The 20702-nt window shown below is 63.1% G+C and carries 31 protein-coding genes, 1 tRNA gene and 1 pseudogene; 9 read left to right on the top strand and 24 right to left on the bottom strand.

Annotated features, from left to right (window positions below):
* Nucleotides 1–65 precede the first annotated feature (65 nt).
* On the top strand, nt 66–236 hold the full coding sequence (locus AC0L2R_RS12915) for a hypothetical protein (protein WP_023798595.1): 171 nt from the start codon (nt 66–68) through the stop codon (nt 234–236).
* Nucleotides 237–323: 87 nt separating this feature from the next.
* Here AC0L2R_RS12915 and AC0L2R_RS12920 read toward each other — a convergent pair whose 3' ends face one another.
* On the bottom strand, nt 324–911 hold the full coding sequence (locus AC0L2R_RS12920; RefSeq protein WP_287208102.1) for an acyltransferase: 588 nt from the start codon (nt 909–911) through the stop codon (nt 324–326).
* A 33-nt stretch (nt 912–944) separates the two neighbouring features.
* Complete coding sequence (locus AC0L2R_RS12925; RefSeq protein ID WP_473509313.1) at nt 945–1160, bottom strand: hypothetical protein; 216 nt, start codon at nt 1158–1160, stop codon at nt 945–947.
* A gap of 49 nt (nt 1161–1209) precedes the next feature.
* On the opposite strand from AC0L2R_RS12925, the pseudogene AC0L2R_RS12930 reads away from it, so the two are divergent.
* A pseudogene (locus tag AC0L2R_RS12930) lies at nt 1210–1419 on the top strand (transposase family protein); the annotation flags it as partial.
* Nucleotides 1420–1491: 72 nt separating this feature from the next.
* Here AC0L2R_RS12930 and AC0L2R_RS12935 read toward each other — a convergent pair.
* The 3 genes from AC0L2R_RS12935 to AC0L2R_RS12945 form a co-directional block, all read right to left on the bottom strand.
* A complete protein-coding gene (locus AC0L2R_RS12935; RefSeq protein WP_473509315.1) occupies nt 1492–1707 on the bottom strand; it encodes a Bbp19 family protein in 216 nt (71 codons plus the stop codon).
* A 70-nt stretch (nt 1708–1777) separates the two neighbouring features.
* Complete coding sequence (locus AC0L2R_RS12940; protein WP_473509368.1) at nt 1778–2917, bottom strand: portal protein; 1140 nt, start codon at nt 2915–2917, stop codon at nt 1778–1780.
* Complete coding sequence (locus tag AC0L2R_RS12945) at nt 2836–3489, bottom strand: portal protein (RefSeq protein WP_473509317.1); 654 nt, start codon at nt 3487–3489, stop codon at nt 2836–2838. Before AC0L2R_RS12945 ends, AC0L2R_RS12940 begins: the two co-directional genes overlap by 82 nt.
* A 127-nt stretch (nt 3490–3616) precedes the next feature.
* Between AC0L2R_RS12945 and AC0L2R_RS12950 the strand changes: the two genes are divergently transcribed.
* Nucleotides 3617–4234, top strand: a complete 618-nt coding sequence (locus AC0L2R_RS12950) for a methyltransferase domain-containing protein (RefSeq protein ID WP_473509318.1) — start codon at nt 3617–3619, stop codon at nt 4232–4234.
* A gap of 52 nt (nt 4235–4286) precedes the next feature.
* Here AC0L2R_RS12950 and AC0L2R_RS12955 read toward each other — a convergent pair whose 3' ends face one another.
* The 6 genes from AC0L2R_RS12955 to AC0L2R_RS12980 form a co-directional block, all read right to left on the bottom strand.
* Nucleotides 4287–4412, bottom strand: coding sequence for a hypothetical protein (locus AC0L2R_RS12955; RefSeq protein WP_473509319.1), 126 nt, complete (start codon nt 4410–4412; stop codon nt 4287–4289).
* Nucleotides 4381–4980: a hypothetical protein gene (locus AC0L2R_RS12960; RefSeq protein WP_473509320.1), complete on the bottom strand. Its 600-nt coding sequence runs from the start codon at nt 4978–4980 to the stop codon at nt 4381–4383. The genes AC0L2R_RS12955 and AC0L2R_RS12960 overlap by 32 nt, the downstream gene beginning before the upstream one ends.
* 13 nt (nt 4981–4993) lie before the next feature.
* Nucleotides 4994–5389, bottom strand: coding sequence for a phage terminase large subunit family protein (locus AC0L2R_RS12965; RefSeq protein WP_473509322.1), 396 nt, complete (start codon nt 5387–5389; stop codon nt 4994–4996).
* The gene (locus tag AC0L2R_RS12970) at nt 5296–5748 is read right to left on the bottom strand and encodes a terminase large subunit domain-containing protein (protein WP_473509323.1); all 453 of its coding nucleotides are present in this window, start codon (nt 5746–5748) and stop codon (nt 5296–5298) included. The genes AC0L2R_RS12965 and AC0L2R_RS12970 overlap by 94 nt, the downstream gene beginning before the upstream one ends.
* Nucleotides 5749–6070: 322 nt before the next feature.
* Nucleotides 6071–6682, bottom strand: a complete 612-nt coding sequence (locus AC0L2R_RS12975; protein WP_473509324.1) for a terminase large subunit domain-containing protein — start codon at nt 6680–6682, stop codon at nt 6071–6073.
* Between the two features lie 79 nt (nt 6683–6761).
* Nucleotides 6762–7136, bottom strand: coding sequence for a hypothetical protein (locus AC0L2R_RS12980; RefSeq protein ID WP_473509326.1), 375 nt, complete (start codon nt 7134–7136; stop codon nt 6762–6764).
* 394 nt (nt 7137–7530) lie between these two features.
* Between AC0L2R_RS12980 and AC0L2R_RS12985 the strand changes: the two genes are divergently transcribed.
* The gene (locus AC0L2R_RS12985) at nt 7531–7836 is read left to right on the top strand and encodes a hypothetical protein (protein WP_023803842.1); all 306 of its coding nucleotides are present in this window, start codon (nt 7531–7533) and stop codon (nt 7834–7836) included.
* A gap of 51 nt (nt 7837–7887) precedes the next feature.
* On the opposite strand, the gene AC0L2R_RS12990 is transcribed toward AC0L2R_RS12985, so the two are convergent.
* Together AC0L2R_RS12990 and AC0L2R_RS12995 are read right to left on the bottom strand one after the other, a co-directional pair.
* The gene (locus AC0L2R_RS12990) at nt 7888–8322 is read right to left on the bottom strand and encodes a DoxX family protein (RefSeq protein ID WP_473509328.1); all 435 of its coding nucleotides are present in this window, start codon (nt 8320–8322) and stop codon (nt 7888–7890) included.
* Nucleotides 8323–8553: 231 nt separating this feature from the next.
* Nucleotides 8554–9306, bottom strand: coding sequence for a tryptophan 2,3-dioxygenase family protein (locus AC0L2R_RS12995; RefSeq protein WP_473509329.1), 753 nt, complete (start codon nt 9304–9306; stop codon nt 8554–8556).
* Nucleotides 9307–9459: 153 nt separating this feature from the next.
* On the opposite strand from AC0L2R_RS12995, the gene AC0L2R_RS13000 reads away from it, so the two are divergent.
* Nucleotides 9460–9945, top strand: coding sequence for an Lrp/AsnC family transcriptional regulator (locus AC0L2R_RS13000; RefSeq protein WP_287283691.1), 486 nt, complete (start codon nt 9460–9462; stop codon nt 9943–9945).
* A 243-nt stretch (nt 9946–10188) separates the two neighbouring features.
* Here AC0L2R_RS13000 and AC0L2R_RS13005 read toward each other — a convergent pair whose 3' ends face one another.
* Complete coding sequence (locus AC0L2R_RS13005) at nt 10189–10350, bottom strand: hypothetical protein (protein WP_287068712.1); 162 nt, start codon at nt 10348–10350, stop codon at nt 10189–10191.
* Nucleotides 10351–10443: 93 nt separating this feature from the next.
* Nucleotides 10444–10830, bottom strand: coding sequence for an ester cyclase (locus AC0L2R_RS13010; RefSeq protein WP_473509331.1), 387 nt, complete (start codon nt 10828–10830; stop codon nt 10444–10446).
* A 107-nt stretch (nt 10831–10937) separates the two neighbouring features.
* Between AC0L2R_RS13010 and AC0L2R_RS13015 the strand changes: the two genes are divergently transcribed.
* From AC0L2R_RS13015 to AC0L2R_RS13025, 3 genes are all read left to right on the top strand, one after another.
* Nucleotides 10938–11011 (top strand) — tRNA-Gln (locus AC0L2R_RS13015).
* A gap of 157 nt (nt 11012–11168) precedes the next feature.
* Complete coding sequence (locus tag AC0L2R_RS13020) at nt 11169–11351, top strand: DUF3606 domain-containing protein (RefSeq protein ID WP_027155385.1); 183 nt, start codon at nt 11169–11171, stop codon at nt 11349–11351.
* A gap of 164 nt (nt 11352–11515) precedes the next feature.
* Nucleotides 11516–11845, top strand: coding sequence for a GYD domain-containing protein (locus AC0L2R_RS13025; RefSeq protein ID WP_027155386.1), 330 nt, complete (start codon nt 11516–11518; stop codon nt 11843–11845).
* 69 nt (nt 11846–11914) lie between these two features.
* Here AC0L2R_RS13025 and AC0L2R_RS13030 read toward each other — a convergent pair whose 3' ends face one another.
* From AC0L2R_RS13030 to AC0L2R_RS13045, 4 genes are all read right to left on the bottom strand, one after another.
* Complete coding sequence (locus tag AC0L2R_RS13030; RefSeq protein WP_473509370.1) at nt 11915–12742, bottom strand: EAL domain-containing protein; 828 nt, start codon at nt 12740–12742, stop codon at nt 11915–11917.
* The gene (locus AC0L2R_RS13035; protein ID WP_473509333.1) at nt 12724–14076 is read right to left on the bottom strand and encodes a PAS domain-containing protein; all 1353 of its coding nucleotides are present in this window, start codon (nt 14074–14076) and stop codon (nt 12724–12726) included. The genes AC0L2R_RS13030 and AC0L2R_RS13035 overlap by 19 nt, the downstream gene beginning before the upstream one ends.
* Nucleotides 14077–14238: 162 nt before the next feature.
* Nucleotides 14239–14838: a YdeI/OmpD-associated family protein gene (locus tag AC0L2R_RS13040; protein WP_473509335.1), complete on the bottom strand. Its 600-nt coding sequence runs from the start codon at nt 14836–14838 to the stop codon at nt 14239–14241.
* A 407-nt stretch (nt 14839–15245) separates the two neighbouring features.
* Nucleotides 15246–16148, bottom strand: coding sequence for a S1C family serine protease (locus AC0L2R_RS13045; RefSeq protein ID WP_473509337.1), 903 nt, complete (start codon nt 16146–16148; stop codon nt 15246–15248).
* A 227-nt stretch (nt 16149–16375) separates the two neighbouring features.
* On the opposite strand from AC0L2R_RS13045, the gene yghU reads away from it, so the two are divergent.
* Nucleotides 16376–17242 carry a glutathione-dependent disulfide-bond oxidoreductase gene (gene yghU, locus AC0L2R_RS13050; RefSeq protein WP_473509338.1) on the top strand — a complete coding sequence of 289 codons (867 nt, stop codon included), beginning with the start codon at nt 16376–16378 and terminating at the stop codon, nt 17240–17242.
* 182 nt (nt 17243–17424) lie between these two features.
* Here yghU and AC0L2R_RS13055 read toward each other — a convergent pair whose 3' ends face one another.
* The 5 genes from AC0L2R_RS13055 to AC0L2R_RS13075 form a co-directional block, all read right to left on the bottom strand.
* The gene (locus AC0L2R_RS13055; protein WP_128174977.1) at nt 17425–17688 is read right to left on the bottom strand and encodes an exopolysaccharide production repressor protein; all 264 of its coding nucleotides are present in this window, start codon (nt 17686–17688) and stop codon (nt 17425–17427) included.
* A gap of 262 nt (nt 17689–17950) precedes the next feature.
* Nucleotides 17951–18223 (bottom strand): cell division topological specificity factor MinE, encoded by a 273-nt coding sequence (minE, locus tag AC0L2R_RS13060; RefSeq protein ID WP_023803855.1) that lies wholly within the window; start codon nt 18221–18223, stop codon nt 17951–17953.
* On the bottom strand, nt 18220–19035 hold the full coding sequence (gene minD / locus AC0L2R_RS13065; RefSeq protein ID WP_023803856.1) for a septum site-determining protein MinD: 816 nt from the start codon (nt 19033–19035) through the stop codon (nt 18220–18222). Before minD ends, minE begins: the two co-directional genes overlap by 4 nt.
* A gap of 100 nt (nt 19036–19135) precedes the next feature.
* Nucleotides 19136–19921, bottom strand: a complete 786-nt coding sequence (minC, locus tag AC0L2R_RS13070; protein ID WP_473509340.1) for a septum site-determining protein MinC — start codon at nt 19919–19921, stop codon at nt 19136–19138.
* 168 nt (nt 19922–20089) lie between these two features.
* Complete coding sequence (locus tag AC0L2R_RS13075; RefSeq protein ID WP_473509341.1) at nt 20090–20530, bottom strand: hypothetical protein; 441 nt, start codon at nt 20528–20530, stop codon at nt 20090–20092.
* Nucleotides 20531–20702 lie beyond the last annotated feature (172 nt).

A 20702-nucleotide genomic window follows, 5' to 3' on the forward strand; every position in this document is an offset into this window, starting at 1 on the left:
GCTGGGGAAGTTCTCTAATTGCTGCATCGCACATCATCATTGAATTGCACAGCGGAGTTGAACCGATGGCCGTGCGCATCAAACTGCCGGGCGGCACCTTGAAGGTAAAAGTCTATCGCGAATTGCGGGGGCGCGAACGCGAGCGCCGCGTGCCGGTCATGAAGGTGGGTTCGCTGTATTTTGTCTGGTGGTCGAACAGCCAGCCTCACAACAAGCCGCAAGACAGCCGCCATTAGCCGTTGCCATTCGCCCGCGCCTTGGCGCAAGCGAATGGTTGGCGCTCTAGGATGGGACGACGCTCATTGATGAGCGAAGGCATCATTTCATTTCACCAGGTCGCGGTCCGGCCGCACCAAAGCGTCGGCCGGAACGTCCGACCGTACGATTGAGCCGGCTGAAATTATCGCCCGGTCGCCGATCGTGACACCCTTCATTATCATGGCACTGTTGCCGATCCAGACATCATCTCCGATTGTGATCGGTGCTGAGCGGATGCCTGGGTCGACGCGCGGATGGCCTTCGCGAAAGATGGCCTGCATCTGCGCAAAACGCTTCTGCGGGTCCATGGGATGCGAGTTGGTATCGTGGATCGCCACCCCCCACGAGACGTGGACATGTTTGCCGATCTTGATCCCCACTGGATCCGATGACCAAATCGTCGAGCCTGGACCAAGGTAGAACCAGTCATCGATATTGATCCGACCCTCATGGGCAAAGACCTGCAAATGTCCGTCCAGATGGCTGTCCGCGCCGATTGAGACCCGGGACTTGTCGCCATGAATGTTGAAGATCTCCGCCCCGGCACCGAACTTCGTGCGCGGCCCGATGACGGCATTCTCCCTTGCGGCGCCTGTGGCGATCCAAGACGAAAAGCGGCGGCGAACAGCGAGAATGGTGGAGAAGATACGCATTTGCGAACATCTGCCACACGCCACCATTTCAGTCTAGGCATCGAAGATACCCCGACGCACCATTTGACGCAGGCATTCGGCGTCATAGGTGGCAGGCTGCCGGCTGCATTCGGATGCAGCTCGTCCGACATGTACAGTGTCGACGTGAGGTAGCCCATTCCGCTCGATCTTGGTGCCGACAACGACCCACTCCTCGCCTTCCCGGAGTTTGGCTACCGTCTCACCGTTGTGCTGAATTGCCTGTGCCATTTGCCTATCCCCTCTCCGCGACAAGGACTCCGTTATTGTGGAGTTCTCGATGGAAACGATCCAGGCTGTGTTCGGTCATCTCGATCCGCGCGACCAGAACGCTCGACACGAATTTTGCGAAATACTGTTCATTGCCTTCGCCGCGATGCTGTGCGGCGCCAAGACTTGTTCCGACATCTGGCGCTTTGGGCAGGAAAAGGAAGCGATGCTGCGAAATGTGCTCACTCTGGCGCATGGCATCCCGTCGCACGACACCTTCTCGGCGCTGTTTCGCAAGCTTGTCCATACGGGGTTCGCCGAGGCCTTCGCCGGCTTCATGCGCCATTTACCCCTACCTCCCCTCCAGCCGCGCCGCCTTCTCCAGCGCCGCCAGTTGCGCTTCGTCGAGTGTCAAAAACCCCATGATGTGCTGCACCACTTCGGCGCGCGCGTTGCTCAGCGCGCTGTGCAGCTCGAAGCCGTTCGGCGTTCTGGTCTTGGCCAGCCACTCGCCATAGGACGGGCGGCGGTAATAGCCGGTCGCCGCCGTCAGGTCGGCCAGCACCATCTCGCCGTCAGCGCATCCTGCGCCCTGGCCGGGCCGCCGGCCTGGCGCGAATGGGCGAAGCGTTTGCCGCTCATGCGCCGCCCTCGCCGTCCTGCGGCATCAGCCCGCTGAGACTGTCGAGCAGGCTGTCGCGCGCCTGGACCGCCGCCGGCACGGCATCCCTGGCAACCTTGCCGGCGGCGGCGATCGCCGCCATGCCGGCCTGCGCTTGTTTTGCCCTGGCTCGGGCATCGCGAATATCAGCCACCTCGTCCTGGCGGCGAAAGATGCGCTCCGGGCTGCGGCCGGCGCTCTGCACGATCTTCAGCGCCTCGTCACCGTCGATATTGTCCATGACGCCGGGGTCGAACTGCGCCATCTGCATGGCCGTGGTCACCACCTGGATGGTGTCGCGCGCCTCGGCCGAGCGGCGCAGCACGTCGAGCGGCCCGGTGAAGGTCGGCCGCACCGCCTTGCCGGCGAGGCTCGCCGGCGGCAGGAAGCGGCTGTCTTCCTCATACAATCCCTTGTCCTCGAGGATACCGAGCTCGCGGTCGAGATTGGCGGCAAAGCCGGCCTGGATGATCGAGCCGGACGGCCCGAGCAGCGCGCCCTTCTCCTCCTGCCGGATCAAGGCTTCGGTGGCCGTCATCTGCGGGTTCTGCACCAGCGTCTGGAACAGGTTGACGAACATCATGTCGCGGATCTCCTCGGCCCGACTTTCCGCGTAGTCGAATGCATGGGTCGGGTTCTGGCCCACAGCGATCGGCGCAATCGGCGGCCGGCCATTGTCGTCGATCAGGCCGGTGTAGTTCTCGCCGGGATTGAGCACCGGCACATAGTCGAGCCGCGCTTTCGACGCGGTCGCCGGATCGGTGATCTGCTGCAGCGCCCTGAGGCCCGAGCGGCGCACGGCATTTTCCTCGCGCACCGTGGTCAGCGCCTCGATGGTCGGCGAGATGCCATAGGGGTCGCCCTCATGGCGGCGCCAGTTGACGCAGGACACCGGGAAGGAGCGGAAACCGCTCTCCCTGACGATGACCTCCTCGTCCTCGACGACGTGGTAGGAGGCGAATGCCGTGTCGAGATACTGGTAGGTGCCGGAGAGCCGGTACATCTTGCGCTCGTCGCGCGGCTGGATGCACTGGATCAGCGAGATCTTGGTCTCGCATCTGGCCGGGTCGTCGACCAGCATTTTGATCCGCGCCGGCAGCTTGTCATAGCCGAGCAGCTGCGCCGCCTGCCGTGCCGTGCGCTCATAGCGGCGGTGGAAAATGTCGACCTGGCCCCAGCGTTGCGGCAGAGATAGCCCTCGACCACCGGGATCGAGGCATAGCGGATCAGCGTGCCGCCAAAGCCCTCCTCGGCGTAGAGATAGGCCGGGCCATAGCGCACGACGTTGCGCAGGCAGGCCTGCGTCGCCGGCACGAAATTCGAATTGGCCGAATAGCGCAGCGCAAACAGGAAATCGCGAAGCGCCTCCGCCCATTCCTTCTCCTCGTCGCTCTCCTGGTCGTTCACGGCGGCGGTCGACAGCCCGTGCCATTTCTCCGACTGCGGGATGATCAGGCTTTCCAGCCCGGCGACCAGCCGGTTGGCGGCCGAGTTGATGGTGTTGGCGTAGACACGGGCGCCGCGCCGCTGCTGCCGCTCGGCCTGCGGTTCCGCGCCCCGGCGCCCACTCCAGACATCGGGCGCGTCGGGGTCGCAGAATTCCGACACCGCCTCCCAGACAGCCTCATGCTCGCTCTCCAGTTCCGCCTGTCGCGACAGGATATCGTGGGCACGGGAATCGCTCGCCATGGCATTTCCTTGTTCTGTTGTATCAGCTTGTTCGAAGCCCAGATATTGCCAAGACCAGGTCGAATTTTGTTCGCTTTTGCGATGTTCAAGGGGCGCGGGGCGGCGACTCAAGGAGATCGATTTGATAATGACGGAAAGCCTACCCGGCGCCCTGAAGCGGCGAAGCAAGCAGGTTGCAAAGCGGCTGATCGGCTATGATTCCCGCAACTGGCTGCGCATCAGGCAGATCGAGGCGTTCACCGCGTTTCTTGAGGCCGACGGCCGCAAATCCTCTGACGTGATCGAGATCTCGCCCGGCTGGAACCGCCACTGGAAGACGATTTGCTCCAACTATACATCGGTCGATTTTCCCGAATTCGACATCTGCAAGGACCGCACCGACCGGCAATATTCCGTCGTCATCGCCGACCAGGTGCTGGAGCATGTGCAGCGCCCGTTTGCCGCGGCACAGAATATCCACGCCATGACCCGGCCGGGCGGCTGGGCGATGGTGGCGACGCCGTTCCTGTTCAGGGTGCATGCCAGGCCGCACGACTACAACCGCTGGACCGCCGCCGGCCTGAGGCAGGTCCTGGTCGAGGGCGGCTTCCCCCAGGCAAACATTGAAGTGTTCAGCTGGGGCAACAAAGCCTGCGCAAAAGCCCATATCGGCGGGCCGGTGCGCGCCTACGGCCTATGGCGCGACCTCAGCAACGACGAGGAATATCCGCTGATGGTCTGGGCCTTCGCGCGCAAGCCGGGGTGAGAGCGCGCAGAGTTCGACGTTGGTGCTGCCAGGCGCACCCCTTGTCGCCACGTCACACGCCCAGCAGCACGCGGCGCTGGCTGGTGAGTTCGCTCGGCGACAGATCGGTCTTGACCGTGCCGGCGGTGCCCTGGCGCTGCTCGAGCTCAGCCCGGAGCGCTGTTTCGCGCGCCTGCACGTCCTTGTCGGCAATGGTCGGTGTCGGTGGCAGCGGCTTCAGCGCCGGCGGCTTTTGAAAAACGCACATGGTTCCAGCTTTCTCCAAAGTCAGACGACCCAAAGTCAGACGACCTCGTCCAGTCGTAGAGCAAAAAATCCTCGCCGTTCTTGCCGTAACCCGGCAGGCGGCAGCGCTGCGTTGCGCCCAAGCGGGCCAGCCAGCGCAGCGCCAATTCATTGCTGGCCAGCGCCCGCGCCTCGACGCGGAAGGCGCCGTGCGCGGCAACCTGCGGACCGAGCACGGCGTGAAAGAACGCCGTAATGCCAGGCACACAGCGCTTCATGCGGCGCGTGCCCCAGCTCCAGGCGATCCACAACCCGCCGCGCTGCTCGGCGGCGCCAAAGCCGGCCTCCGGATTGCCGTTCAGCTCGGCGACATAGGCAAACCCCTGCAGCGCCGTCAGCGTCAGCAGCGCCGGCGACCATTCGTCGAACTGGCAGTCGATCTCCGTCCGGTCCTCAAGCCGCAGGTTGGCGGCGATGTAGGAGAGGTCGCGCAGCGTAGCGCTGACGATGCGAACGGTCATCGGCGGGGTCCCCTCACCGGAACGCCTCCAGCGGATCGCTCTGCCCTGCCTTTCGCCGTGCCGTCTTGAACTCGGCCGGGTCGACCACCGCTTCCCTCAGCATCATCACGCCATAGCGTGTCGCCGCCATCAGATCGTCGCGCAGCTTCACCACTTGGCCGTCTTTGCGGTGGTAGAGCCGAAACTCCTCGAACCAGGGCAGAAGCGTCGAGAACACCTTGAAGCGGCCGCTCTGCATGCGGTCGAGCATCTCCATCAGCCCGGCCTCGACCGACACCGAACCGTCGGCGAATTGCGCATGGCTGGAAAGCATGTTCAGCCCATGCGCGCCATATTGCCGGGCAAGTGCCACGCCCGCACCTTCCAGCGTCTCGCGGCGGCCGTCGCGCGGCCACGCCAGGGCAGCCATTCGCCCCACGGTTTTAGGGTCAGCGCCTGCATGGCCGGCGTTTGCTGCGAGGCGCGGCAGGCTTTTGCGACATAGACGACGTCGGCCTCCGTATCCCAGGCGAGTTCGACAGCAGCGGAACGGTGATCCCAGCCGAAATCCAGCGCCCCGAGCCGCGGCCAGTAGCGCGGCAGCCGGAACGGCTCGCAGGCGATCAGCTCCTCCGCCACCGGAAAGATGCGGCCGGAACCCAGCACCGGAATGCCCATCGCCCGCGCCTCGCGCTCATGCGCCGGATAGGCCGATACGATCGCGGCGCGCTGCTGCGGCGTGTAATGCTCGGCATCGTCGATGGTCATGAAGGTGACGTGGCGAGACATATTAGAGTGCCGTAATTTACTTGCCGCGGCGAGTGATTGCCATTGATAATACTGTCCATCGGTGCAAAGCTGCTGGCAGCTTGGGGGAGATACATGATCCGCATAGTAATCGTCGTGGCCATTGCCGCCAGTACATCAGCATGCCAATCGAACGTCCCGTACGACACGAGTAAGCAGACCTGCGGGGTCTACATGCGCAGGGGATTCAAACACGAAGTTTGCACCCCGGACACACCAGACAAAGTATGCAATGTCTGGTATAATCAGATTACAGGTGATGAAAGGATATGGTGTCAACCACTTACCCGGATAGCAACCGATCCTAAGGCCCGCGCCAGGCAGCTTGCGGGCAGCAGATACCCTTGATTCGACTTCGTCCGCTGGCTTTCGGCATCCCCTCCACCGCTTCCGCCGACAGAAACAACAGCACCACATCCGACATGCCGAGGAGCGGCGTAAAAGTGACGATGGTGATGCCGCCTGTGGCGTTGGTGCGGGTCAGGCCTTCGGAATAGATGTCGAGCGGCGGTTCCTCGTCGAACCAGACGCCGTGCAGCGTTTCGCCCTGCCACTTTTCGCGGCCCTTCTCAAAACTCTTGAACGACAGCACCGATTCATCGGCCTGCACATCGCCGCCGCCGCCATGGCGCACGACGACGCTGTCCAGCCCATGCGGCGCGCCGCGCCCCATGATGGTGCTGACAATGGCGTCGGCCGGGATCATGCCGGTGCCCCACGCCGCCGGCTGCTGCGGCGGGCCGACCAAGATGCGCTGCGGGTTGTCGCGCGTGCCCTCGGCGGTGACACCGGCCGCCCACAGCCGCACGGCCGTGTCAAAAACCTTGCCTTGCCACCACTCGGGATAGCGGCCGGTGAGATGCATCGCCCATTCGGCGCCGCCGGCCCTTGTCTTGCCGAGCTGGTTGCCGGCCATGAACAGGCGTTCTCGGTTGGCAGCACCGGCCGAATGGAACTCGGCCTGTCGCGGGTAAGGTCGGTAGGCGGCAAGCTGGTTAGTGCGCCGCCTCCGGTCCAATTCCCTGAGCAGGCTCAGATACTCGGTCTTCGCCGTCGCGGCCCGGCTTTGCGAGGCCCGGTCCTGCGACGCCGGACTTTTCGAGAAACGGCCGCAGGACGGCTTCGAGGCCGCGGATGCGCTGCCTGATTTCGTCATCGCTCAGTGCTTCCAGACTGTTGATGTTGAGATGCAGATCCTTGGGCAGCACCGACAGCACGATCTTCAGATATTGATCGGGCTTTTCGGTACGAACCTCGGCGATGACGCCGGCGCCATGTGCCCGGAAATCGGCGCGGATGGCGTCCAGAAAGCCATCGGCCAGCGTTTTTTTCGCTCGCTTCGGCCGGCCGGAAGGCCTGGGTTCGGTCACATCAGCCGGTTCGTCGTCGAAAAGGATTCTCGGCCATGCCCTACCTCGATGCTGGTGATTGGCGAAAGCCGGGGTGACATCCGATCTCCCCCCAAGTGGGGGAGATGCCAAATTTTGGCAAAGAGATGGCAGGACAGAGGGGGGCGCTGTCCCGCCGACATCGATATCGGCAACACAGGCACGAACTTGTGGGAAGGCTTGAATTAAAAAAACCCGCCTCGGCGGGCGGGTCGTTGGCGCAAATCAGCACCATGACTTTATTCCTAGCATAGCTGCCGTCACAAAGCAAGCGAAATCTCGCGGGCCGGCCTAAAATTCGGCCGCCCGCCGCGCTATGGTGCAGGGATCGGAACCGGTGTTCGCGCGTTTGCAATTTGCCAATGGGAGCAAAGCCATGAATGTCGCCAATCTGCAACTCGAGGGCCTGCTGATGGCCGTCGCATCGATCAATCAGGTCCTTGTCCGCAAGGGCGTACTGACGGTCGAGGAGATAGACATCGCCTTGCGCAAGGCCGAAGCCAGCGAGACCAGCGAGGAGCGCTCCGAAGGCATGTCGGCGTCGAGCCGCGATGCCGTCAACTTCCCGATCCGGCTGCTGGAGCTGGCGAACCAGTGCCAGCCGGAGGCGGACATGCCGTCCTTCTCCAAACTGGCGCGCATGGTCGGCCAGATGAAGGAACCCTACAACGACCAGATGTGACGTCGCGATCGCCTCGCCGTATCGGAACGCCGCTTGCCAGCCGAGCTACGATCAGCTGGCCGATGCAGACTTCCAGGTCAGCACACGGCCCGGCCCATGCACGGCGGCAAACAGCAGCCCGGCCAGGAAAGTAAAATGATCGACGAAAAAGCCGAACTCGGCCTGGTTGCCGGCCCAGTGCGACGGCCCGTGGAAGGCAAAGGCGAGGAACAGCACATAGGCGCCGGCGACAAGAGCGGCCTGCGAGAAGAAGGCGCCGGTCAGGAAGCACAGGACGAGGACGACTTCGAGCACGGCCGCGCACCAAGCCAGAAACAGCGGGAACGGAAATCCGGCGGCGGCGATGTAGCCCGCGGTGGCGCCCATGTCGATGAATTTGAAGGTCACCGCCATGAGGAACACGGCTGCGAAGATCAGGCGGCCAGTCAGGATTGCCGCGGTCTGCCACGGCGGTTGAGCCGGTGATTGGGTGGTTTCCGATGACATGCCGTCCTCCAGGGTTGCGACCGATTTCGTCCCAAGGACGTTACACCAGCCGCAAACCCGACATGCGGCGCTTCCCCTTCTCCCCTTGTGGGAGAAGGTGGCCGAGCGAAGCTCGGTCGGATGAGGGGTGCTCCAGCTTGGCATCGCCGCATTCCGTCCAACACCCCTCGTCCGGCTCGGCGCTGCGCGCCGATCCACCTTCTCCCACAAGGGGAGAAGGGATCGCGGGCCTTACCCTGCCTTCGCCTCCGGGTGGCTGATCGGTGCCCGCACAGTCCCATACTGGCCGCTCCAGCGGTCGGTCATGTCGCAGCGTATGTCCCACAGTTCCGGGAAGAAGCGATGCAGGGCGCCGGCCTGCAGCAGTTCGACTGGCCGGCCCTTGAGCGATTTCGAGCCGAGCCCGATCGAGCGGTGGATGAGATAAAGATGATTGGCGCGGAATTTCTGGAACAGCTCGTCGAATTCGATCAGCGCCTCGGCGACGACATAGCTGTCGCCGTGGTCATAGCTGACATCGTAGACATCCTCGAGCGAGAGCCCGCGACCATCGAGATAGGACGCCTTGAACGCCCGCCACAGGTCCGGCGGCGTGCGCAGCAAGAGCTTGAAGCCCGGCGATTCCTGGCCGCTGCCATTGCCGAGCTGCAGCCGAATCTCCTGGTATTCCTTGGGCGACATGGTTTCGAGCAGGTCGAGCTGCGCCGTCATCAGGCGCATCAGCCGATGCACCCGCCCCATCAGCGTGACGATGCGATGGGTGTTCTGCTGCTCGAGGAAGTCGACGACATCGACCAGCGTGTAGGCGATGAGCTTCATCCACAGCTCCTCGACCTGGTGGACGATCTGGAACTGCAGCTCGTCGGCATTTACCATCTCGGCCAGCGGCTTCTGGCAGGCGAGTAGCTTGTCGCAGCTGAGATAGACGCCATAGTCGCGCATCTCGGGCGCTTCGATACGGGCGTGATAATCCGGCTTGTGCATGGCAGCTGCTCCTTTGCCCGGCCCTCAGGCGTTTGTTCGGTCCGAGCCCGCAGTTTAGTCGCTTTTCACTTGAACATTGTTCCTTTGTGTTATCCAAATGCCAGAAAATGGAGGACGAATGTTCGTCCATCGCGAAGGTTTGGAGAACGTGTGATGCTGGATGCCGTCGACCGGAAGATCGTCGCGGCGCTGGAACGCGATGCGCGCACCTCCTTCGCAGTGCTTGCCGACGAGGTCGGCTTAAGCAAGACGCCGTGCTGGAAGCGGGTCAAGGCGCTGGAGGACGCCGGCATCATCCGCGGCTACTCGACGCGGGTCGACCCGGCCAAGCTCGGCTTCGGCATCGAAGCCTTCATCCAGGTGTCGATCGATTTCGAACTGTCCGAAGCCTTCGAGGCCGCCGTCCAGGCGCATCCGCTGATCCGGCGCTGCCACGCCACCACAGGCGAGGCCGACTATCTCCTGCAGATCGTGACCGTCGACATGATGGCGCTGGACAGGATGCTGCGCGTCGAGCTCAGTCGCCTGCCCGGCGTGCGCCGCACGATCACCTCGATGGCGATGCGCGAGATCAAGGATGACATTTCTTTCGCCAATGCCGTGGGGCATGCCCAGCAGAGCGCTAAATCCGAGGCTTAAGAGACTGTTTCGAAATTCGCTCTGGCGAGTCATATGGTGGTGGTTTCGAGAACCGGCGCGCAGCGGACGTTTTGGTCCGTGAGCCCGCGCATGACCCCGAAAATCGGAAGATTTTCGGAAAGGATCATGCGCAAACCAAAAGTGCTACAGCGTCCTTTTGCGCGTCCAAAGGACGCGCGGCGCTGTAGGTAAGCGCAGAAAACGCCATCAGATGGCCGCCAGAGTAGAGTTTCCAAACAGTCTCTAAGGCGTGTAGCCCAGCGCGACCAGCACGGACAGCCCTGCAGCCAGGCCAATTGCGATAACAATGCCGAAATGCCGTTCCAGGAATTTGCGCCCCTGCCAGTCGTATCGCATTTCTAAAAACTCCGCCGCGTAATCTGGGGCAGCGTGTTCAGGCGTCAAGGCCGGGTCCTTGACAGGCGGTGGACAGGCAGCTGCCATTGTTCATACCGTGGTTCATATCGGAACGTGGAACGACGGCCGAGCATTCCTGCGCTAAAGCTGAGCTTCGATGGCAGCCTTGTCTATGACAGACCATACTTCTACAATCTTTTTGTCCCCAAATTCATAGATAACATTCTCAGCAAAGGAAACTCTCTTCCCATTTACAGGGAGGCCGAGGAAGCTTTCTTTCGGCGTGCAGTCGAACCCGAGCCGGCTCGCTATATAGGGCGGATCGGAAATCAGCATCTGGACGTTGAAATAAAGGTCCGGAATTTCAGCAAAGTCTCTCTCCAGCATTTTGCGATAGTCTGATAGACCGAGCCGCCGACCGTTGTGGACCACTTCATCATCAACGAACTGCCCCAGCTTCGGCCAGTCCTGCTTGTTCAGGCAGGCAATGTAGTCTCGGTAGATGTCACAGAGGTCGGTTCTGGTCACGGCGATTGCTCCCATCCTACAAGGCCCCGCTGAAAGCTCATGCTCAAGCCGATGATGGCATGAAGCGGCTTCATGCGCGGATGAGAAAGTGCTAGACAGCGTCACTTTCCCGCTTCGTCTAATGGTAGGACAGCGCCCTTTGAAGGCGTGAATCGTGGTTCGAGCCCATGAGCGGGAACCAGCAGCTCACCGGTCGGGGCAACCGATCGGTCTTGGTCCAATCAGGCGGCTGCAATGCGCCGACGACGCGAGATCGGCGTGCCTTCCTTTCCCAAACTGGCAAGGATGGTCGGGCGGATCAAGCAACCCTATAACCATCAGATATGACGGAGGACGACATGGCCGACGACAAATCCAGGAGCAAGCAGGACCGCAAACCGGCCGCCGGCGAGGAGCCTTACGACGTAGCGGCGTTTGCGAAAAAATACGGCATACCGCCGAGCGAGGCCGCGACCATCATCAAGCGGTACGGGCCTTCGAGAAAGAAGCTCGACGCGCATATGGCGAGCCGCAACGCCTGATCCGCATCGGCGGCGGCCTGCAGGATAGGTGTTGCGATTAAATTAGCCTGAGCGCATATTTTGTCAGCCGGTGAACCAACCAAGCCGGTCAGGCTCGGCGCCAGCCCCCCCTCGATCCCCTCGACGCCGAGCCGCTGGGGGATCGGCGGCCCTGGAGGCGAACCATGCCCATGTATCTCTCACGATTCAGCTATACGCCCGAGACCTGGGCGCGCCTGATCGAAAACCCCGAGGATAGACGCGAGGCAGCCCGCACCTACATCGAATCGGTGGGCGGAAAGCTGCACGGGTTCTGGTACGGCTTCGGAGAGCACGATGGCTGGAACCTGTGGGAGGCGCCCGACAACGTTTCAATGGCATCTGTCATGCTTGCCATTGGTGCGGGAGGAGCGCTCAGCTCGTACGAGACCACCGTTCTCCTGAGCGTCGAAGAGACGATGCAAGCGCTTGGCAAGGCAAAGTCGGTCCGTTATCGCCCGCCAGGAAAGTCCTGACCAGTCGCGCATCACGGCGCCGGACCGGTTTTGCGGACTTTTCGCCCGGCCAGCCCGGAGAGATCCGGGCTAGGCTCGCCGTCCGGCTGGTGCCGGCGCGCTCGCCCGTGTCTTGCTCGCCCGTGTTACGCCCGCTTGTGTCACGCCCGCTTGCGTCGCGCTCGCCCGGGTCGCGCACGCCCGCGCCACGATCGCTTGCAGCGGTTCCGGCCGGTGCAGCAGAAATCCCTGGCCGAAGTCAATGCCCATATCCGCGAGAATGTCGAGCGCATCCTGCGTTTCGATCTTCTCCGCCACCACGGAGCAGCCGAGGCTCCTGGCGATGCCCGATATCGCCGAGACGATTTCGCGGTCAAAGCGGCTATCGGCAATATGCTCGATGAACGAGCCGTCGATCTTGATCGTGTCGACGGGAAAGCGCCGGAGATATTCGAACGAGCTCATGCCCGCCCCGAAATCGTCGAGGCTGACGCGGCAGCGCCGCTCGCGCGCCTTGCCGACGAACTGCTCGGCAGCTGCGAAATTGGTGACTGCGGCGGTTTCGGTGATCTCGAAGCCGATGCCGGAATGCGGCGCCCCGGTCTCGGCGATGATGGCGTCGACGAAATCCCAAAGCTGCGGGTCGCTCAGCGTCTGCGCCGACAGGTTGGAGCTGAGCGTGAGCGCCCCTGACTTCAGCGCCGGACCATGAAGCGACAGCGCCGTCCTGATGATCCAGCGGTCGAGCCGCGAGGCGACGCCGAACCGCTCCGCCGCCGGGATGAACTCGCCCGGCGGGATCAGCCGGCCGTTGCGCCCGGCGAGCCGCGCCAGGACCTCGACATGGCGGCTTTCTTGCCAGGGTTTTCCGAGCTGGTGGATTTCCTGGCCGAACAGTTTCAGCCTTCCGTCCGCCATGGCGTCGACGGTGTCGGCGGCCAGCCGCGCCGCATTGAGGCCGCTGGAACCGGATGTCGTCTCGGGCGAGAACACCGCGAAGCGATTGCGCCCGGCGGCCTTGGCCGCATAGCAGGCGTCGTCGGCGCAGGCGAGCGCGTCGGCCACTGCGGTATTCGCATCGGCGACAAAGGCGATGCGATGCTGGCCGCAAGCTTGCGCGACGCCGCCGTCGAGCCGAGGTCGGCATCGCGAACCGCCGCGAGTACGGCGCCGGCGAGACGCTCGGCTTGCGCTGCGTCGCAATCAGGCACCAGCAGCGCGAACTCGTCGCCGCCGAGGCGCGCGGCGTGCACCGACGGCGGCAGACAGCCCAGAATGCGCTCGGCGACGCTCTTCAGGGCAAGGTCGCCGGCGGCGTGGCCGGCGAAGTCGTTCAGTGCCTTGAAGTAGTCGAGATCCACGTAGAACACCGCGAGCCGGCGCGCCGTTGCGATGTGCTCGGCCAGCAGCCGGTCGAAAGCGGCGCGGTTCAAAAGGCCGGTCAGCGCGTCATGGCGGGCCGCATGGGCAAGTTCCTGCTCGCGTTGCTTCGCCTCGGTGATGTCGCGCACCGTGCCCAGGATCTGGCCCGACGACTGGGCGTCGGCGAACCGTATCAGCGATTCGAGATGTCGGATTTCGCCGTCCCGCTTGATGATGCGGTACTGCACGGCGACGACCTTTTGGGTTTGCAGCGGCGCCAAATGGGCCCGCTCGGCGTCGGCCCGGTCGTCCGGATGCAGATAGCTGTGCCAGAGGTCTTGCGACACTTCGTCGGTGTCGGCGACAAGCCCGTAGATGTCCCGCGTGCGCTGGTCCCAGTAGCTTTTGCGTGCACCGATATCGTGATGCCAGATGCCGGTGCCGCTGGCCGCCAATGCCAGGCGAAAGCGGACGTTGACCTGTTCAAGCTCTGCTTCCGCCTGCTTCTGCTTGGTGATGTCGGTCTGGACGCCCATCAGTCTGACCGGCCGGCCTTCGGCGTCGCGTTCGACCACTCCGCCGCGATCGAGAACCCATACCCAGTGACCGGATTTGTGCTTCAGCCTGAGCTCGGTCTCGATCGAATCGATCAGGCCGGCAATGTGGCGTTCGCCGCTGGCCACCGCCCGCTCGCGATCGTCGGGATGCGTCAGCTGCAACCAGAGATCGCTCGTCTCGGCAAGCTCACCCTCGCCATAGCCGAGCATCTGCAACCACATCGCCGAGTAGAAACAGTCGCCGCTCCTGAGATCCCAATCCCAGACGCCAAGATGCGCGCGTTCGAGCGCCAGCTCCCAGAACTCTCCGTCGCGATTTTTCTTTTCGGCCATGCTCTGGACTTCGCCTGCCTCGTCGCGGCCATTGTGCGGCAAAAGCAAAGAAGAATCCGTTACTGCGCAGCGGCTGGGGTGGACGGCCAATTTCTCTCATCCTGACACCCACGAGGCGCGAACTTTGCCGCAATGGCAGCCACAGCCGCGACGGCGCCAGCCTCACTTCTTCCCTTGCGGGTAGATCGCCTCACCGCGCTTCAGCATTTCGACGAAGGCGGCGATCTTCTTCTCGCGGCCAGCCTCGGTCTTCATGTTGTGGATGCGGAAGGCGAGCGCGAAGCGGTTCTGCGCGCTGAGCCTTGCCAGCATCGCCTTGGCCTTGGGCTCGGCGTCTATTGCGGCCCGCAGATCCGCGGGGATTTTCATGTCCTTGCCGCTTGCATAGGCGCGCGCCCAGCGCCCGTCGGTCTTCGCCGCCTCGACCTGTTTGAGCCCATGCTCGGTCATCCGGCCCGACTCGATCAGCCGGGCGACGTTGTCGACGTTGATCTGGCTCCAGATGCTCTTCCTGCCGCGCGGTGTGTAGCGCTGCAAATAGCTCTTGTCGTCGAGCCCCTTGCGCACGGCATCGATCCAGCCCCAGCACAGCACGACGTCGATGGCCTCCTTGGGCGTGATCGAAGGCAGTCCCGAACCGACCTTGTGGATCTTGATCCAGATTTCTGTCTCGGTGTCGTGATGCTTGCCGAGCCAGGTGTAGAAGCTCTCGGCATCGCTGAATTCGCGGACCTCGGCGGGGTCGACCTCGACCGGCGCCATCAGCGGGTCCGCCTTTGTGTGGTCGTCATCGGTTCTCCTTTGTCGCTGCTTGGCTCCGATCGAATGCAGCAACAGTGGCCTTGTTGCAAGGTTGGCGGGACAGCAAAACTGCCAATCTCCCTCCTTGTGGGGGAGATGTCCGGCAGGACAGAGGGGGGGCGCGAAGGATTGCCATCGTCTCGTTACCTCTTGACCAACCGGGAATTGACATGAGGTGCAGTTGCAAAGGCTTGAAGGCCGGCGGGACAGCGCCCCCCTCTGCCCTACCGGGCATCTCCCCCACGAGGGGGGAGATTGGCAGCGTCACTGTCCTCGCCCGAGCTCATGGCGGTTCTTCCAATCGTGATGTAACAACGTCCTGGCAGAACCGGTTCCTCCTGCTCGCCTTGTGGGGGAAGGAAAGCGCCTCACTGCAGCTGCGGTTTCCTAAGAAAGCTGTTGCGGTCGGCCGACTTGACGCGCAGCCAGGTTTCGCGGCCGTCACGCACAACACGCAACGGGATCTCGGCGCCCGCCGGGTTCTGCCACAACTTGCGGTAGAAATCGGCGAGCCCGTCGACTTCGCCGTCGCGCACATCCGAGATGATGTCGCCCTGGCGCAGGCCGGCTTCGGCGGCCGGACTGCCTTCGGCGACGCTCATCACCACGACCTCGCCATTGCTTTCGGCGGAGAAGGCGCCGAGCCATGGGCGCGGTGGCTTGACAACCTGGCCGCGTGTCAGCAGATCGTCGAGGATGGGCGGCAGCAGGTCGATCGGCACCACCATGTTGATATCGGCGATCTCGCCGGCGCGGCTCATCTGCAGGCGCAGAGAACCGATGCCGAGCAGCCTGCCGTCCTGCCCGATGAGGGCCGCACCTCCCCATGACGGATGAGCCGGCGCGGTGAAGATCGCCTCGTCCAGCAGATATTCCCAATAGCCGGCGAATTCCTGCTTGGTGACGATGTACGCGCTGACCGCCTGGCCGATGCCGTCGGCGAGCACCACCGGGTCGCCGGCCATCGCCCTGGCCGCGTCGCCGAAAGCCACTGCGGGCAGGGAGAGCGGGGCCAGCGCCTGCACCAGGCCGAAGCCCGTTTCCTGGTCGTAGGCGAGCGCGTGCGCGGGAATCACGCGCCCGCTGTGGTCGGTCAGCCAGACTTCTTCCGCCTCGGTGATGAGATAGCCGATGGTGAGCACCAGGCCGTTGTCGCGAATGACCACGCCGCTGCCTTCCCGGCTGGTGCCCAGCGCATTCGCGGTGAAGGCATCATCCGGGATCGAAGCCCGCACCGTCACGATGGACCGCAAAATCGTATCGATGGTCATGCTCTCAATCCTGGCCATATTCACGACGACCGTTTCAGAGGGCCGGCATCTTCTATAGCTATGGCGCAGGTGACGAGGCGCAAGGGCCGGATGCAATCGCGCAGGCTTGCGCTGCCGATATCGACAATAGTTCAACACAAGTTGAACTTCCGTCAGCCCGCACTACCTGTATCTATGCAAGCTGATCCTCCCCAAGACCCTCTCCGCTCACATCAAAGGCCTCCGAAATGAACCAATACACACCGCCGAAAGTATGGATCTGGAACAAGGAAAATGGCGGCGCCTTCGCCAGCATCAACCGGCCGATCGCCGGCCCGACGCATGACATGCAGCTGCCGGTCGGCAAGCATCCGCTGCAGCTTTACTCGCAGGCGACACCAAACGGCGTGAAGGTGACGATCATGCTGGAGGAGTTGCTGGCGCGCGGCCACAAAGGCGCCGAATATGACGCCTGGCTGATCAGGATCAACGACGGCGACCAGTTCGGCAGCGGCTTCGTCGAGGTCAATCCCAACTCCAAGATCCCGGCGCTGATGGACCGCAGCGGGCCAAAGCCGATCCGCGTCTTCGAATCCGGCTCGATCCTGCTGCATCTGGCCGAGAAATTCGGCGAGTTCCTGCCGATCGAGCAGCCGGCGCGCGCAGAAACCCTGTCGTGGCTGTTCTGGCAAATGGGCTCGGCGCCCTATCTCGGCGGCGGCTTCGGCCATTTCTACGCCTATGCACCGGAAAAATTCGAATATGCCATCGACCGCTTCGCCATGGAGGTGAAGCGCCAGATGGACGTGCTCGACCGGCGCCTGGCGGTAAGCGAATATCTCGGCGGCGACGCCTACACGATTGCCGACATCGCCGTGTGGCCCTGGTATGGCGGGCTGGCCAAGGGCCGCATGTACAACGACGCCGGCGCGTTCCTGTCGGTGCAGGAATACAAGCACGTGCAGCGCTGGGCCGACGCGATCGACGCGCGGCCGGCGGTGCAGCGCGGCCGCATGGTCAACCGCGCCTTCGGCGAGCCGGCGATGCAATTGCACGAGCGCCACGACGCCAGCGACTTCGACACCAGGACGCAGGACAGGCTGGCGGCGGAGTGAGCAGAGCGACGGAGCTGGCGCGGATGACGCGCTGCGCAGTATCGGGCATATGCACCCGGAGATATATACTGGTTGACTAAAGTAACGGAACGTCCAAGGCACATTCCCAGAACCGAACATGTCCGCTTTCAAGCGGTTTAGACCATACTGTCTATCTGATGAACATCATGGTCTAGGCATGTTTATATTTGTGGTGGCCGACCTGAATCTCGAAACCGCATGCAGTCTCGACGGTCCAGTACTCGCGGGTCGCGGTCACTGTGTGTCTTTCGTTCGGCCCTATAGATCAGCCGGACGACGGACAAAAAATATCCAAGCTGCAGAACGATCAAGGTGAGGACCGTCCAGCCGAGCGCCTTCCAGATTGAACCCGTTGCCAAATAAATCGAGAGCGCCACGACGAATGCCGCGGCGGTCATCCCCACCAGGAACTGTGGAAAATTCATCGCTTTTCAAGGCCGCCCCGGAGCTTCTAACAGCCGCGACGACCACCCTTGCCCATTTACCCCGGACCAACGTTTTCACCCTTTTGTTGGTTGCGCAAGTGGCAGATGGATGGGAAGCGTACGCATGGTTGATGCAGAGGCGAGCGGTGCGCCGAAGCTGCCAATCTCCCCCCTTGAGGGGGAGATGCCAAGTGGGGGCAAAGAGGGCAGGCCAGAGGGGGCGCTGTCCCGCCGGCGTCAAAAACCACTACAGGCGCAACGCTCAGGCCGACATGGCCAGCGGCCTAGCGCTCTTGTTGGGGATCTGGATGTCGATCTCCAGCGTCGACATCGTCTCGCCGCGATCCATCGAGACCTGCAGATAATCCTGGTCGATCTGCACATGCCTGGCGATGACGGCCATGATCTCCTCGCGCAGCACCGAGACGAGATCGGGCTGGCTGCGGTTGCGGCGCTCATAGGCGAGCAGCACCTGCAGCCGCTCGCGAGCCACCGGCGCGCTGCCGCGCCGCTTGAAGAGGTCTAACAGGCTCATGCTGCCCTCCTTCCAAAAAGCCGATCGAGAAAGCCCTTGCGCTCGAACGGCACGACGACCGGCAGGTCCTCGCCCTCGAGCCGTTTGGCCGCCTCGATATAGGCGCGGGCGGCGGAGTTGGTCGGATCGCTGAGTGTCACCGGCGACCCGAGGTTGGAGGCCTTGAGCACGTCCTGGCTCTCGGGAATGATGCCCAGCAGCGGCGTCGACAGGATCTCGAGCACGTCGTCGATCGAGAGCATTTCGCCGCGCGCCGCGCGCGCCGCATCGTACCGCGTCACCAGCACATGCTTGGCGATCTGCTCGCCCCGCTCGGCCTTGACGGTCCTGGCGTCGAGCAGGCCGATGATGCGATCGGAATCGCGCACCGAACTGACTTCCGGGTTGGTGACGATGACCGCCTCGTCGGCAAAGCGCATGGCAAGCTGCGCGCCGCGCTCGATGCCGGCCGGGCTGTCGCAGAAGACGTAGTCGAACACCGAGCTCAGCTTTTCGATCACCTCGCCGACGCCCTCCTCGGTCAGCGCATCCTTGTCGCGCGTCTGCGAGGCCGGCAGCAGGAACAGCGTCTCGACCCGCTTGTCGCGGATCAGCGCCTGCGACAGCTTGGCCGTTCCCTGGATGACGTTGACCAGGTCGAACACCACCCGCCGCTCGGCGCCCATGATCAGGTCGAGGTTCCTCAAACCCACGTCGAAGTCGACCAGCGCCACCCTCTTGCCGGTTCTCGCGACGGCGGCGCCAAGGGCGGCCGTCGAGGTCGTCTTGCCGACGCCCCCCTTGCCCGAGGTGACCACCACAACTTTGCCCATCTATGCCTCCTTATTGTTGTTCGTATTGTTAAGCGTTTGATTTATGCGATGCGCTTAGTCTTTGTTTCTATTCAAAACCGCTGCGTACTTTCGAGTAACTTCATTGGCTGAACGGCGCGATGCGCAGCGTGTCCTTTTCCAGAAACGCCTGCACCGCTTTTCCACGCAAGGCCGGCTCCATCTCCTCGGCGGTGCAATACCAGCCGTCGACCGACAGCAGTTCGGCCTCGTTTTTGCGGCAGAAGATGCGGGCCGCCGCATGGCCGAGCACACCGGCCGACGCCCGCCCGCGCAGCGTGCCGTAGACATGGATCGAGCCGGCGGCGACGATCTCGGAACCGGAGGCGACCGAGCCCAGCACGATGACATCGCCATGCGCGTGGAAGATCGACTGGCCCGAGCGGATCGGCGTCTTGACCATCAGCGTGGCCGGCGCGTCCGGCAGCCTGTCTTCTGGTTGCCTGTCTTCTGACTGCTTGCCCGGTTCCGCCCTGCCTTCTTCCGCCCTGCCCGCCTCTTCCGGCCTGCCGGCAGCCTTTTGGTCGGCCTGCATGAGCAGCCCGGCTGTGGCCTCTTTGGCGCCGATCAGCAAAGGCGGCAGACTGGGCTCAAGCACCGTGTTGCCTTCGAGCTCGATGGCATAGATGCGGATGCCGCGCAGGCCAAGCTCGGCAACCAGCGCTTCGATCTGGCTGACCGCGGGCTTCAACGTGTTGAGGTTGAGCACCACCGGGCGGCCGGCAAAATAGCCGGGAGAATTGCCGATCCAGCGGTCGAGGCTTTCCAGCCACTCCGAAAGCGGCGTCTCCGGGGTGAGCGTGAAGGCGACGAAGGAGCGGGCGCGAAAGCGAATGGATTTGGTCTCGACGGGGGCGGCGAAGGTCACGGACAGCGATTCCTTACTGATAGGTAAACGCTAGCCAGCCATGGTTAACGAAAGGTTAACGGAAGGCGCGTTTGCGGCATCCGGAAAGCTGTTACTGACAGGGCCGGCGTGTCAGCAAACCGGCGGACAGCGCTGGAAATCGCCAGCCCCTTCTCGACACCTTGCTGGCTAAGTGCCCTTCGCTGCGTCCTCGATCAGTTCCGCCAGCAAGCTAGAGAACCGCTCGTCAGCCCTATCCCCGATATTTCCCACTTCTCTCGCCACCATCCCCGGCGAAGAGACCGACACTTGCCCACTCAACTGAACGTTGACCGTGAACGTCCTTCCGACCACCTCCTTTTCCGTTCCCCGCTTCCTGTAGATCCTGAACCGAATAGATGGTGTTGATGCTTTGGCTTGGCGGCGTGGCGCGGTGTCCATCTCGACGGCCACCTCGCCTGCTACGTCAGCCCTGGCCGTCTCCAGCGACGCAACCACGACGTCGTTTAGCCAGGCCCTTGCTTGCGCGCCGAAGTCCACCGCCTCGGCCTTCTCATTGCCGACCTTCCCTTTTTGCTCACGGCGAGCTTCCTTGCCGCGGTCAAGGGCATCTCTAAACTTGGACATCATGGTTTGCCTCCGATTGTGAGCGCATGAGACCAGCTGTCACATCGCCATGCTCCTCCTAATGGGTAGAACGCGCACGAGCGGTGTGCGTTGCGTAAGCGGAGCCCGCGGTTCGCCGCTGCGCGCGGCAGTATCGCGGTCGACCGCCGGGATGGCGGCGGTGATCGCGGCGCTG

It is taken from the genome of Mesorhizobium sp. WSM4820 (assembly GCF_055811075.1).